Consider the following 13,075-nt stretch of genomic DNA (forward strand, 5'->3'; position numbering starts at 1 on the left):
CCCCCCCCCCCCCCCCCCCCCCCCCCCCCCCCCCCCCCCCCCCCCCGCCGCTGTGTGCTGTGCCGGTGCGCCGGGGCGCGCGCCGGTCACTGGTCGCGGTACATCTCCGCCACCAGGAACGCCAGGTCCAGCGACTGGCTGCGGTTCAGCCTCGGGTCGCAGGCGGTCTCGTAGCGCTGGTGCAGGTCGTCGACGAAGATCTCGTCGCCACCGCCCACGCACTCGGTGACGTCGTCGCCGGTCAGCTCCACGTGGATGCCGCCCGGGTGGGTGCCCAGGCTCTTGTGGACCTCGAAGAAGCCCTTGACCTCGTCCAGCACGTCGTCGAAGCGCCGCGTCTTGTGCCCGCTGGCCGCCTCGAAGGTGTTGCCGTGCATCGGGTCGCACACCCACACCGGCCGCGCGCCGGAGGCCGTGACCTTCTCCACCAGGGTGGGGAGCCTGTCGCGGATCTTGTCGGCCCCCATCCGGGTGATGAAGGTCAGCCGGCCCGGCTCGCGGTCCGGGTCCAGCCGGTCGATCAGCGTCAGGGCGTCCTCGGGTGTGGTGGTGGGCCCGAGCTTGACCCCGATCGGGTTGCGGATGCGGGAGGCGAACTCGATGTGCGCGCCGTCCAGCTGGCGGGTCCGCTCGCCGATCCACACCATGTGGCCCGAGACGTCGTACAGGTTCCCCGTGCGGGAGTCCACCCGGGTCAGCGCCGACTCGTAGTCGAGGACCAGCGCCTCGTGCGAGGCGTAGCACTCCACCGTCTTGAACTCCTCCGGGTCCACCCCGCAGGCGTTCATGAAGTTCAGCGCCCGGTCGATCTCCCGGGCCAGCGCCTCGTAGCGCTGGCCGGAGGGGGAGTTCTTCACGAAGTCCTGGTTCCAGGCGTGCACCTGGCGCAGGTCCGCGTAGCCGCCGGTGGTGAAGGCGCGCACCAGGTTCAGCGTCGCCGAGGACGCGTGGTACATCCGCTTGAGCCGCTGCGGGTCCGGGGTGCGGGCCTCGGGGGTGAACTCGAAGCCGTTGACGGAGTCGCCCCGGTAGGAGGGCAGGGTCACCCCGTCGCGGGTCTCGGTCGGCTTCGAGCGCGGCTTGCTGTACTGCCCGGCGATCCGGCCCACCTTCACCACCGGGACGGACCCGGCGTAGGTGAGCACGGCCCCCATCTGGAGCAGCGTCTTGAGCTTGTTCCTGATCTGCTCGGCGGAGACGGCGTCGAAGGCCTCGGCGCAGTCGCCTCCCTGGAGCAGGAACGCCTCGCCCTTGGCCACGGACGCCAGGCGGGCACGCAGCTGGTCGCACTCGCCCGCGAAGACGAGCGGCGGATAGGACTCGAGCTCGGCGATCACATCGCGCAGAGCCTCGGAGTCCGGCCAGTCGGGCTGCTGCGCCGCGGGTAGGTCTCGCCAGGTGCGGGCACCGGCGTCGGGTTTGGCGTTCACGGTCACGCGTCCAGGTTACGGGGTGGGGTCCGCGGCTCCCCGTACCTGACCGATGGGTGAGACGGAGACCGCGGGGACGGGCGGGGCGGGGATAGAGTGCGGGGTATGTCCGCGCAGACGACAGTGCCGGCCGTGACGGCCGCAGCCTGGTGGTGGCCCGCCTCTTCGGCGGCCCACCGACGCGCGCACTGACCCGTACGACGCGAAGGCCGCCCGAGGGGGCGGCCTTCGCCGTTTTCGCCGGCAGCCGGCGCGCGGGCCGTTCCCTCCCCGACCGGAAGGAACGAAACCGCTGTGAGAGACCGTACGAACGCCCCCGGCGTCCTCAGCACCCCTGACCCCGCCACCGCGAGTGTCCTGGTGGGGCGTCTGCTGGCCGATGACTGCCCGCCCTTCGCCCTGCTTCTGCGCCGCACGCCGGGCCGGGACGGGCGCACCGTCGAGGTGCTGCTCGGTCCGGTCGGCGAGGCGGAGCGGCTGGCCGACATCCCCGTCGACGGGCCGGGCGCCCTCGCCCTGGTGCCGTTCCGGCAGATCCGCGAGCGCGGCTTCGATGCGACCGACGACGGCACGCCGCTGTCGGTGCTCGTCCCCGAGGAGGTCCACGAGGTGCCCCTGGACGCGCTGGCGGCCGCTCTGCCCCGCCACGCGGTCCGCGTCACCGGCGGGGGCTTCGATGTGAGCGACGGCGCGTACGAGGAGATCGTGCGCCGGGTGGTCGAGGACGAGATCGGCGCCGGCGAGGGCGCCAACTTCGTCGTCCGCCGCACCTACCGGGGCGTTATCGAGGGCTACGGCAGGGCCGACGCGCTGGCGCTGTTCCGGCGGCTGCTGACCGGCGAGCGCGGCGCGTACTGGACGTACGCCGTGCACACCGGCGAGCGCACCCTGGTGGGAGCCAGCCCCGAGGCCCATGTCCGGATGAGCGGCGGGACGGTGGTGATGAACCCGATCAGCGGTACCTACCGCTATCCGGCCGACGGCCCGTCCGCGGAGGGGCTGCTGGACTTCCTCGGCGACCGCAAGGAGACCGAGGAGCTGTCGATGGTGGTCGACGAGGAGCTGAAGATGATGTGCGCCGTCGGCGACATGGGCGGGGTGGTGGTCGGGCCGTGGCTGCGGGAGATGGCCCATCTGGCGCACACCGAGTACGAGCTGCGCGGCCGCAGCACCCGGGACGTCCGCGAGGTGCTGCGCGAGACGATGTTCGCCGCGACCGTCACCGGCAGCCCGGTGGAGAACGCCTGCCGGGTGATCCGGCGCCACGAGGAGGGCGGGCGCGGCTACTACGCGGGCGCGCTGGCGCTGATCGGCCGGGACGGCGGCGGCGCACGGACGATGGACTCCCCCATCCTGATCCGCACCGCCGACATCGACGCGGCCACCGGCGAGGTGCGGGTCCCCGTGGGCGCCACGCTGGTGCGCGCCTCGGATCCGGCGGGCGAGGTGGCCGAGACCCACGCCAAGGCGGCCGGGGTGCTGGCCGCGCTGGGCGTGCGGACCGGGGAGGTCTCGGCCTCCCCTGCCGGGTGGGCGGAGGCCGCCGGGGAAGCCGAGCGGACCGGGGAGGCCGTACGGCCCCGTCTGGCGGACGACCCGCGGGTGCGTGCCGCGCTCGACGCCCGGCGCGCGGACCTGGCCCCGTTCTGGCTGCGGATGCGGACGCCCTTCCCCGGCGCCGGACGCGGCACGGCGCGCGGCCGGGCTCTGGTGGTGGACGGCGAGGACTCCTTCACCGCGATGCTGGCCCACCTGCTGCGCTCCACCGGGCTGGAGGTGGCGGTGCGGCGGTACGACGAGCCGGGGCTGCGCGAGGCGGCGCTCGCCCACTCGGGCCCGGTGGTGCTCGGCCCCGGCCCCGGCGACCCCCGCGACGCCGCCGACCCGAGGATGCGGGTGCTGCGCCCACTCGCCGCCGAGCTGCTCCACGGCCACCGGCACGGGCTGCTGGGGGTCTGCCTGGGGCACGAGCTGATCGCCGCCGCGCTGGGCCTGGAACTGGTCCGCAAGGACGAGCCCTACCAGGGCGCGCAGGAGCGGATCGACCTGTTCGGCACGGAACGGACCGTCGGTTTCTACAACTCCCACACCGCCCGCTGCGACGCGGCGCGGGAGCGGGAGCTGGCCGCGGAGGGGGTGGAGCTGAGCCGCGACCCGGCACGCGGGGACGTCCACGCGCTGCGCGGGCCGCACTTCGCCGGGGTGCAGTTCCACCCCGAGTCGGTGCTGACGCTGGAGGGGGCGCGGATCACGGCCGATCTGCTGGCCGCCGTCCTGGTCTGAGGGGACCGCGGCCCGGCGAGCCGGCCGGGCCGCGGTCAGGGGCCAGGGGTCAGCCGAAGAAGACACCGGCCTCCTCGTACAGCGACGGATCGACCGTCTTCAGCGTGGAGGCCGCCTCCGCCAGCCGTACGCGGGTGATCCCGGTGCCCTGCAGCGCCGTCATCGAGCCCCAGTCGCCCCGGTGCACCGTGTCGATCGCGTGCAGGCCGAAGCGGGTGGCCAACCAGCGGTCGAACGGGCTGGGGGCGCCGCCGCGCTGGAGATGGCCGAGCACGGTGGTGCGGGACTCCTTGCCGGTGCGCCGCTCGATCTCCCTGCCCAGCCACTCGCCCACCCCGGAGAGCCGGGCGCGGGGATCCGTTCCCGGCAGCGGCGTGGTGCCGCGGTGCAGGGTGATCTCGCCCGACTCGGGCAGGGCGCTGTCGGCGATGACGACGATCGGGGCGTAGGTGGCCCGGAACCGGGACTCGACCCACTCGCAGACCTGCTCCACGCCGAAGGGCTGCTCGGGGATGAGGATGCAGTTGGCCCCGCCCGCCAGGCCCGAGTGGAGGGCGATCCATCCGGCGCTGCGCCCCATCACCTCGACCACCAGTACCCGCTTGTGGGACTCGGCGGTGGTGTGCAGCCGGTCGATGGCCTGGGTGGCGACGCCGACGGCGGTGTCGAAGCCGACGGTGTAGTCGGTGAGGGGGATGTCGTTGTCGATGGTCTTGGGCACGCCCACCAGGGGGACGCCGTGGTCCTCGGCCAGCCGGGCCGCGGCGCCGAGCGTGGCGGTCCCGCCGACCACGATCAGGGCGTCCAGCCGGTGCCGGGCCAGGGTGCCCAGTACTCTGTCGGCCCCGTCGTCCTGTTCCAGGGGGTTGGTACGCGAGGAGCCGAGGATGGTGCCGCCGCGCGGCAGGGTGCCGCGCACGGCCCGGATGTCGAGCGGCACGGTCTCGTCCCGCAGCACACCGCGCCAGCCGTCGCGGAACCCGGTGAACTCGTCGCCGTACTCCTGCACCCCCTTGCGGACGATCGCGCGCAGCACCGCGTTGAGTCCGGGGCAGTCGCTGCCGCCGGTCAGCACTCCGACCCGCATGAGTCTCCCTTCTCCGCCCGGTTTCCCGTTTCCGGCCTCCTCCGGCGGGTTCCCCCGATCCGGCGGAACCACCGGCCGCCCCGGACACGCTAGCGGGGGTACGGGCGGCGGGTGCGGCGAAGCGCCGGAACGGGCGACGGGCGCGGTGGGGCTCAGCCGTCGTCCAGCCCGCGCTCGATCGCGTAACGCACCAACTCCACCCGGTTGTGGAGCTGGAGCTTGCCCAGGGTGTTCTGCACATGGTTCTGCACGGTGCGGTGGGAGATGACCAGCCGCTCGGCGATCTGCTTGTACGACAGTCCCTTGGCGACCAGTCGCAGCACCTCGGTCTCCCGCTCGGTCAGCCGGGGCGCGCCGGGCTCGTCGCGTCCGCGCGGCGCGGGGTCGCCGGCCAGCCGCCGGTACTCGCCGAGTACCAGCCCGGCCAGCCCCGGCGTGAACACCGGGTCCCCATCCGCGGTGCGGCGCACAGCCTCCAGCAGCTCTCGCGTACTCGCCGACTTCACCAGATAGCCCGTCGCGCCGGACTTCACCGCCTCCAGCACGTCCGCGTGCTCGCCGCTCGCGGAGAGCACCAGCACCCGGGGGCCGCCGGGTTCGCCCGCCGGTCCGGAGCCGACGAGCCGGCGGCACACCTCGACGCCCGGCAGTCCGGGCAGGTTGAGGTCCAGGACGAGGACGTCCGGCTCGGCGGCCCGCGCCCGCCGCACCGCCTGGGGCCCGTCCCCGGCGGTGGCCACCACGTCGAAGCCCGCCTCGGCCAGGTCGCGGGCCACCGCGTCCCGCCACATCGGGTGGTCGTCGACGACCATCACCCGCACGGCTCCGCCGCGGCCGCCGGTCTCACTGGTTGCGCTGGTCGCCCTGGTCATCCTTCGGCACCCTCAACTCGACTTCCGTTCCCTGTCCCGGCACCGACAGCAGCTCCGCGCCGCCGCCCAGGTCCCGCAGCCGGCCGCGGATGGAGAGCGCCACACCCATACGGCCCTCGGCCTCCGCGTCCTCCAGCCGCCCCGGCGGGATGCCGGGCCCGTCGTCCCGGACGGTCACCACCACGGCGTCCGGCTCGTCCTCCAGCAGGATCCACGCCTGCGCCTCCCCACCCGACGGTCCCCGTGCGTGTGTGCGCACATTGTCCAGGGCCGCGCCGACCGCCGCGGCCAGTTCCCGGGCGGCCGCCGTCGGCAGCGGTACCGGGGCGCCGGGTTCGGCGAAGGAGACCCTGCTCCCGGCGTACGCGGACAGCAGCGCGCGCACATCGCAGGTCTCCCCACCGGCCGGGTCCTCCGCGCCGCCGCGCTGCGGCGGTACGGCGGCCCGGGAGACCGGGCCGAGCCCCCCGGCGGCGCGGGGCGCGGCAGCCCCGGGCACCACACCGCTGGAGACCAGCGTGCGCAGCGCCGCCTCCTGCTCTCCCGCCAGCCGCCCCAGCTCGGCCGCCTCGCCGCCGATGGCGGTGCCGCGGCGCTGCACCATGGCCAGCACCTGCAGCACGCTGTCGTGGATGTCCCGGGCCAGCCGCTCCCGCTCGCGGGTGGCGGCCTCGATCCGGAGCGCGCGCGCCAGCGTGCGCTCGCTGGCACGGGCCACCTCGACGACGTAGCCGATGGCGATGCTCGCGATGCACACCAGCAGCACGTTGTGCACGGTGTCCTGCGCGAAGCCGCCCGCCGTGGCCACGTTCGCGGCGCCGACCAGCAGCGAGGCCCCCGCGGCCCAGCGCCAGCCCTTCCTGATCGCGAAGCCGAGCACCGCGCCGGCCGTCCATATCGAGGGCAGGGTGGGGCCGCCGGCGTCGATGCGGGCCTGGGTGTCCACCACCGGTGTCAGCAGGACGCCGGTGAGCGCGATGGCCAGCTCCACCGCCAGGAAGGGCGGGGTACAGCGCTCGGCCGAGGAGACCCGGCGCACGGTCGCCAGCGTCCACACCGCCAGGAAGGCGAGGTAGGCGCCCGCACCCAGCGGATGGACGTACTCGCCGTACGCGTGGACGTACAGCGCCAGCGCGTACCCCGCGGTGAGCACCCGGTAGGCCGTCAGCGCCCTCCACAGCGGCTGCTCGACCGACATCCCCGCGTCCATCGTCACCCCCCGTACCTCCCCCGGCGGCTCCTAGGCCGCTGCGTCGTCGCCCCCGCCGTCCCCGGCGGCCTCCCCGGCCCTGCGCCGCGCGGCGCGCCCGGCCTTCTCCGCCTTCTCGGCCTTCTCCCGCTCCGCGATCTGCCGCTTGGCCGCCGTGGCGTACATGTCGACGTACTCCTGGCCGGACAGCTTCATGATCTCGTACATGACCTCGTCGGTGATCGACCGCAGGACGAAGCGGTCGCCGTCCATGCCCTGGTAGCGGCTGAAGTCCAGAGGCCCGCCGATCCGGATGCCGGGACGCATCAGCTTCGGGACGACCTTGCCCGGCGGCTGGATCTTCTCCGTGTCGATCATCGCGACGGGGATGACGGGCGCGCCCGCGGCCAGCGCCACCCGGGCCAGTCCGCCCGGCTTTCCGCGGTAGAGGCGACCGTCCGGGGAGCGGGTCCCCTCGGGGTAGATGCCGAACAGCTCGCCGCGCTCCAGTACCTGGACACCGCTGCGGATCGCGGCCTCGCCCGCGCCCCGCCCGCCCGAACGGTCCACCGGGAGCTGGCCGATGCCCTTGAAGAACGCCGCCGTCAGCCGGCCCTTGACGCCCGGGGTGGTGAAGTACTCCGCCTTGGCGATGAAGGTGACCTTGCGGTCCAGGACCGCGGGCAGGAAGAAGGAGTCGGAGAACGACAGATGGTTGCTCGCGAGGATGGCCGGCCCCTCGGCCGGAATGTTCTCAAGGCCCTCCACCCAGGGACGGAACGCGAGCCTGAGCCCGTTCCCGAGGGAGAGCTTCATGACGCCGTACAACAACCGAGGAACCTCCTGTGTCTGCCGGTAAGACCATATCCCGCCGACACCGGCGCCCTCCCCGTTCCGCTCCCGCGCGGGCCGTCCGGCCTACCCGGTCACCGCCCGCACGCGTAGGGTGGCAGCACCCCGCCCGTCCGTGCCGGGCGCCCCACCGAGTCGACCACCGAACGGAGATCCCCGGTGCCCCTGCTCCCCGGTGCCGAACCGCTGCACCACGACGGCGGCGAGGTCGGCGTCCTGCTGTGCCATGGTTTCACCGGCTGTCCGCAGTCGATGCGCCCCTGGGCCCGCTATCTGGCCGACAGGGACCTGACCGTCTCGCTGCCGCTGCTGCCCGGCCACGGCACGCGCCGGCAGGACCTGGCGGTCACCGGCTGGCAGGACTGGTACGCGACCGCCGAGCTCGAACTGCGCCGGCTGCGCGAGCGCTGCGAGCAGGTCTTCGTCTGCGGCCTGTCGATGGGCGGTGCGCTCGCGCTGCGGCTGGCCGCCCTGCACGGCGACGCGGTCAGCGGGGTCGTGGCGGTCAACCCGGCGGCCACCCTCCCGCGGATCCAGGGATACGCGCTGCCCGTCCTGCGCCATCTGGTCCCCTCCACCAGGGGCGTCACCGGGGACATCGCCAAGGAGGGCGCGGTGGAGGTCGGCTACGACCGGGTGCCGCTGCACGCCGCCCACTCCCTGTACGACCTGCTGCGGACGGTGCGGGGGGAGCTGCCCCGGGTCACCCGGCCGCTGCTGCTCCTGCACAGCCGCGTGGACCACGTCGTCCCTCCCTCGGACTCGGCGCTGATCCTGGAGCGGATCTCCTCGCGCGATGTCACCGAGACGGTGCTGGAGCGGAGCCTGCACGTGGCCACGCTGGACCACGACGCGGAGCGGATCTTCGCGGACTCCTACGGATTCATCACCCGCCTCACAGCGAGGAAGACGGCACGTGACGGAGCGTGAGCAGGGCCGCGGCGAGGGCCCGGAGCCCCTGGACGAGGAGGCCGCCTGGGCCCAGATCGTGGCCGCCTACGGGGAGGAGCCCGCGGGCCCTCCGGCCGAGGAGCGGCCCGGCGGCGGAACCGGCGGTCTCGGCGGGAAGGACGGAGCGGGCGGTCTCGGCGAGGAGACCGGATCCGGCGAGGGGGGCGAGCGCTCCGGGCCGGAGGCCGGCGACCCCCCGGTGCGCGGCTTCACCGTGTACGCGGCCGGTTCCGGACCGCGCGACTGGAGCCCGGCCGAGCCGTCCGACGACGACCTCGGCGAGGACGACGAGGGCCACTTCGTGCCGCCCGAGCCCCCGCCGCTGCCCAAGGGCGACCCGGCGAGCCGCTTCGCCTGGCTGGCGGTTCTGGGCGGCCCGCTGCTGCTGATGCTGACCATCCTGTTCCAGCAGCCGGTGACATGGTGGATCGCCACCCTGGGCATTGGCGGGTTCCTGGGCGGTTTCGCCGCGCTGGTGACACGGATGCGCGACGAGGATGACGACGACTTCGAGGATCCGGGGCGCGGCGCGGTGGTCTGAGGGCCCGGCCGGACCGCCGGACCGTGGGAGCGCCCGGGCTACGCGGCGGCGGGCACCCGCAGGGCGGCCAGGACCGGCAGGTGGTCGGTGGCCGCCCGCAGATCCGCGTCGGCGACGCCCGGGAGGCCGACGGGCACTCCGCAGCCCAGCACCTCAACCGCCCCGGTGGCCAGCACGGCGTCGATGCGCTTGCGGGGCTCGGCCGCGGTCGAGGTGAGTTCGCCGCCCCACGCTCCGGCGGTCCAGCCGTCCTGGAGGCCGGCGGCCAGACGGCGGAAGGCCCGGCCGTCCGGTTCGTCGTTGAGGTCGCCGGCCACCACCCCGGCGTCCACCCCCATGCCCGCGAGGTGGTCCAGGACCATCCCGGCCTGGGCGTACCGCTCCCTCTCGGCCAGGCCGAGGTGGCAGCAGACCACCGCCAGCCGGGCGGAGGGACCGAAGCGCAGCACCGCCGTGGCCAGGCCGCGGCGGTGCAGGCCGGGAGTGCGCGGCAGCAGCACGTCCCCGCTGCGCTCCACATGGGCGCGCAGCGAGGACAGGATCATCGGTCCGGTGGCGGTCGCCCCGCCCGTGACGTACACCAGACCCGTCTCCCGGGCGAGGCGGGCCGCGTACTTGCGCCAGCGGAAGAAGCGGGGCGCCTCCTGGACGCAGAGCACGTCGGGCGCGCAGGCCCGCACGACCCGGGCCAGCGCGTCGGTGTCGTCGCGCATGGAGCGGATGTTGTAGCTCAGCAGCCGGACGACGGCCGAACCGCCGGGTTCGGTGCGGGAGGCGGGCAGGTCCCCGGGCGCCGTGCGCCCGGGTTCGTTCCCGGCGGCCTCGTTCACCCGCGCCCCGCGCCGTCAGCCCTGGCGGGCCAGGTCGGCCGCGCCCACCAGCCCGGCCCTGCCGCCGAGCTGAGCGGCCAGCACCTGGGCGTGCGGGCGCCACTGGCCACCCACCAGCCAGCGGCGGAAGGACTTGCGGATCGGTTCGAGGACCAGATCGCCCTCGTCCGAGACGCCGCCGCCGACGATGAACGCGGAGGGGTCGAAGAGCGAGGCCAGGTCGGCCAGCCCCGCGCCGGCCCAGCGGGCCAGCTCGCGGAAGGAGTCGACGGCCACCGGGCAGCCCTGCCGGGCGGCCTGGCTGATGTGCCGGCCCTCGACACCCTCGGGGGTCCCGTCACCGAGGGCGAGCAGGATCTCCGCGTTCTCGGGGGTGGCGTTGGCGCGCTGGCGAGCGTAGCGGACCAGGGCACGGCCCGAGGCGTACTGCTCCCAGCAGCCCTGGCTGCCGCAGCCGCACAGCAGGCCGTCGGGTACGACCCGGACGTGGCCGAACTCCGCGGCGACGCCGAACCGTCCGCGGTGGAGCTTCCCGCCGATGATGATGCCGCCGCCCAGCCCGGTGCCGAGCGTGATGCACACGACGTCGTCGTGGCCCTGGCCGGCGCCGAAGCGGTACTCGCCCCAGGCGGCCGCGTTGGCGTCGTTCTCGACGACGACCGGGAGGCCCACGCGCTGCTCGACCTTGTCCTTGAGCGGCTCGCTGCGCCACTTGATGTTGGGGGCGAACAGGACGGTGGCCCGCTTGTCGTCGACGTAGCCGGCGGCGCCGATACCGACCGCATCGACCTCGTGCCCGGTGCTGACGGTGCGGACCGCCTTCGCGATGGCGTCGATGACGCCCTCGGCGGTGGGCGGGGTGGGCACCGTGCTGGTCTCGAGGATCGCGCCCTCCTCGTCGACCACGCCGGCCGCGATCTTCGTACCGCCGATGTCGACGCCGATGGTGAGTCCCATGTGTCCCTCAGTTACTCGGTCGATCCCCGCTGTGCACAACCGTACCGGAGGGCGGAGACTTGAACGGACCGACTGGGAAACCCAACCCGGTCCGTACAAGGTCTGAACGGTGCCCGAACGCCGTCCGACGGCTTCCGGCCCGGCCGTCCGGGGTGTTCCGGCCGGGCGCCGGCCGGGGCGGGCGCCGGAGCGGAGGTCAGTCGAGTTCGATCCGCTGGGATCCGGCGGGGCCCTCCCCCTCGCCGACCCTGCCGTCCTTCCCGCTCTTCCCGTTCCCGGCCGCGCCGCGGTCCTCCTCCCGCCCGGCCCGGCCACCGCCGTCCTCCGGGGCGGAGCCGCCCGCCCCCCCACGGGTCCAGCGCCCCTCCTGGTCCGCCACCGCGGCGCGGTAGGCGGCCAGCAGCTCGCCGCCCGCGGCCGCGAGGTGGTCGAAGACCTCCGGGTTGCGTTCGACGACGGGCTCGACCGCCGCTCTGGCACGGTCCGCGAAGTGGGCGAACTGCCGCGCCGCGCCCCGGGCCGCGGGCCCGGCCAGCGGTCCCCCGATCTCGGCGAGCTTCCCCGTGACCGCCTCGGCCAGCTTCAGAAGCTCCTCGGCGGCGCTCCCCGGCGGGGTCCCGTACCGCTCACGGCGGCGCTCGCGCTCGGCGGCGAGGTCCTCCTCGCAGGCTGAGGCCCAGGCGTCGGAATCGGCACCGGGGGCTGCGTGGGACGGGCGCTCGGTGGCATCGCTCATGGCGGGCTCCTGGGGCGTGGCTGCGACGAGGGCCGCGGTCGTCCGCGGCGGGCTGTGAAGGGCGCCCGGCGGGCGGGCCCTCCCCTTCGACGTTACCCGAACGCCCCGGCCGCGTCCGGGGCGTCGAACGCGCTTGTTCAGTCCCGCACCGGCCACAGCCCGGGATCGGGCTCGAAGCGCACCGTCAGCTCGCCGTCGGCCAGCCGAGCCCCCGCCACCGCGCAGCGGCACAGCGCGGCGGGCAGCGGCAGCACCCTGCGGAACGGCCCGGTGGTGACCACGACCTCGTCACCGCGGCGCACCAGGGACAGCGTCTCGCGGTCGGCGCCGGGCAGCGGCAGCCGCCACAACAGGACGCCCTCGTCGGCGACCCGGTCCTCCACCGTCCACGGCCCCTCGGCCCGGTCCCCCTCCGGGGCGGCTCCGGGCGGGGGGCCGGGAAGGGGGATCCGCTCCGCCAGTTCGCCGAGGTCGGCCGGGCCCTGCGGCTCCCGGCCCAGGTGCGGCAGCTCGCACACGGCCGCCGAGTCGGCCGGGCAGCCGTCCAGGAGTTCCCCGAGTGCCTCCCGCTGGCGTGACGCCAGGCCCGCCAGCCAGGGATCGGGCGAGGCCGTGGGCAGCAGCCGGTTGGCGATCACGGCGTCCGGCGCCAGACCGTGCAGCGCGAGTCCGGCCCGGGCGGCGCGCAGCGCGCGGACGGCGGCGGGACCGGGCTCGAGGACCAGCCGCACGGTCGTCCCGGGCGATTCGACCGCCGCCTGCGCGGCGGCGAGTTCGCGGTCCAGCCGGCCGGCGGCCTCGTAGAACGAGCGGGCGGGCATCGGCACCCCGGCGAGCTGGGCCAGGACCGGACGCAGCGCGCGGGCGGCCTGCCGTTCCGGCGGCAGCAGCCGCCGCAGCCAGTGCCGGGTGTGCTCGGGCAGCGCCAGGGTGCGCACGGCCCGCCCGGTCGGCGGCATGTCGGCCACGACCAGGTCGTACGGGCCGTCCCCCGCGCGGTCGTGCGCGTCCGGGTCGTGCGCGGCGCGCAGCGCGCGCAGCAGGGCGAAGGCGTCGGCCCCCGGTGGCTCGGCCAGCTCGTCCTCGTCCAGCGGTTCGGCGCCCAGCAGGTCCAGGGCGGAGCGGGCGCGTTCCTGGAGGGCGACGGCGCGGGTCCGGAAGTCGGCACCGGAGTCGAGACGGGACAGGAACAGGCCGGGGGCGACCTCTCGGGGCGCTTCCACGCCGCCCGTGCCGTCCGCACCGCCGGCGCCGCCCGCGCGGAACAGTGTCTCCGGCAGGGCCGGGCCCTCGGCGCTGAGCAGCAGCGTGCGCCGGCCGCTCCGGGCGGCCGCCAGCGCGGTGGCG

12 protein-coding genes are annotated in these 13,075 nt (G+C 75.1%); 3 read left to right on the forward strand and 9 right to left on the reverse strand.

The window, feature by feature from the left end; genetic code table 11:
• Nucleotides 1-86 precede the first annotated feature (86 nt).
• On the reverse strand, nucleotides 87-1,436 hold the full coding sequence (locus LJ221_RS17120) for a class II 3-deoxy-7-phosphoheptulonate synthase (protein ID WP_241717602.1): 1,350 nt from the start codon (nucleotides 1,434-1,436) through the stop codon (nucleotides 87-89).
• Between the two features lie 351 nt (nucleotides 1,437-1,787).
• On the opposite strand from LJ221_RS17120, the gene LJ221_RS17125 reads away from it, so the two are divergent.
• Nucleotides 1,788-3,713: an anthranilate synthase family protein gene (locus LJ221_RS17125; protein ID WP_241717613.1), complete on the forward strand. Its 1,926-nt coding sequence runs from the start codon at nucleotides 1,788-1,790 to the stop codon at nucleotides 3,711-3,713.
• A gap of 49 nt (nucleotides 3,714-3,762) precedes the next feature.
• Here the strand turns inward: LJ221_RS17125 and LJ221_RS17130 are convergent, their stop codons facing one another.
• From LJ221_RS17130 to LJ221_RS17145, 4 genes are all read right to left on the reverse strand, one after another.
• Entirely contained in the window at nucleotides 3,763-4,800 is a 1,038-nt protein-coding gene (locus LJ221_RS17130; protein ID WP_241717603.1) for an ATP-dependent 6-phosphofructokinase, read from the reverse strand.
• A 152-nt stretch (nucleotides 4,801-4,952) separates the two neighbouring features.
• On the reverse strand, nucleotides 4,953-5,672 hold the full coding sequence (locus LJ221_RS17135) for a response regulator transcription factor (protein ID WP_241717604.1): 720 nt from the start codon (nucleotides 5,670-5,672) through the stop codon (nucleotides 4,953-4,955).
• Complete coding sequence (gene macS / locus LJ221_RS17140; protein WP_374228487.1) at nucleotides 5,644-6,882, reverse strand: MacS family sensor histidine kinase; 1,239 nt, start codon at nucleotides 6,880-6,882, stop codon at nucleotides 5,644-5,646. The genes LJ221_RS17135 and macS overlap by 29 nt, the downstream gene beginning before the upstream one ends.
• 30 nt (nucleotides 6,883-6,912) lie before the next feature.
• Nucleotides 6,913-7,692 carry a 1-acyl-sn-glycerol-3-phosphate acyltransferase gene (locus LJ221_RS17145; protein WP_241717605.1) on the reverse strand — a complete coding sequence of 260 codons (780 nt, stop codon included), beginning with the start codon at nucleotides 7,690-7,692 and terminating at the stop codon, nucleotides 6,913-6,915.
• A 180-nt stretch (nucleotides 7,693-7,872) separates the two neighbouring features.
• Here LJ221_RS17145 and LJ221_RS17150 point away from each other — a divergent pair, with 180 nt between their 5' ends.
• Entirely contained in the window at nucleotides 7,873-8,643 is a 771-nt protein-coding gene (locus tag LJ221_RS17150) for a carboxylesterase (protein ID WP_241717606.1), read from the forward strand.
• Nucleotides 8,630-9,205, forward strand: coding sequence for a hypothetical protein (locus LJ221_RS17155; RefSeq protein WP_241717607.1), 576 nt, complete (start codon nucleotides 8,630-8,632; stop codon nucleotides 9,203-9,205). Before LJ221_RS17150 ends, LJ221_RS17155 begins: the two co-directional genes overlap by 14 nt.
• A gap of 38 nt (nucleotides 9,206-9,243) precedes the next feature.
• Here the strand turns inward: LJ221_RS17155 and LJ221_RS17160 are convergent, their stop codons facing one another.
• From LJ221_RS17160 to LJ221_RS17175, 4 genes are all read right to left on the reverse strand, one after another.
• On the reverse strand, nucleotides 9,244-10,035 hold the full coding sequence (locus tag LJ221_RS17160; RefSeq protein ID WP_241717608.1) for an endonuclease/exonuclease/phosphatase family protein: 792 nt from the start codon (nucleotides 10,033-10,035) through the stop codon (nucleotides 9,244-9,246).
• Between the two features lie 15 nt (nucleotides 10,036-10,050).
• Entirely contained in the window at nucleotides 10,051-10,992 is a 942-nt protein-coding gene (locus tag LJ221_RS17165) for an ROK family glucokinase (RefSeq protein WP_241717609.1), read from the reverse strand.
• Between the two features lie 196 nt (nucleotides 10,993-11,188).
• Complete coding sequence (locus tag LJ221_RS17170) at nucleotides 11,189-11,728, reverse strand: DUF5304 family protein (RefSeq protein ID WP_241717610.1); 540 nt, start codon at nucleotides 11,726-11,728, stop codon at nucleotides 11,189-11,191.
• A 137-nt stretch (nucleotides 11,729-11,865) separates the two neighbouring features.
• Nucleotides 11,866-13,075: ArsA family ATPase (locus LJ221_RS17175; RefSeq protein WP_241717611.1), on the reverse strand; the 1,210-nt coding region annotated here is incomplete at its 5' end.

Origin of the sequence: Streptomyces sp. CNQ085, assembly GCF_022614595.1 — a bacterium.
Lineage (GTDB): Bacteria > Actinomycetota > Actinomycetes > Streptomycetales > Streptomycetaceae > Streptomyces.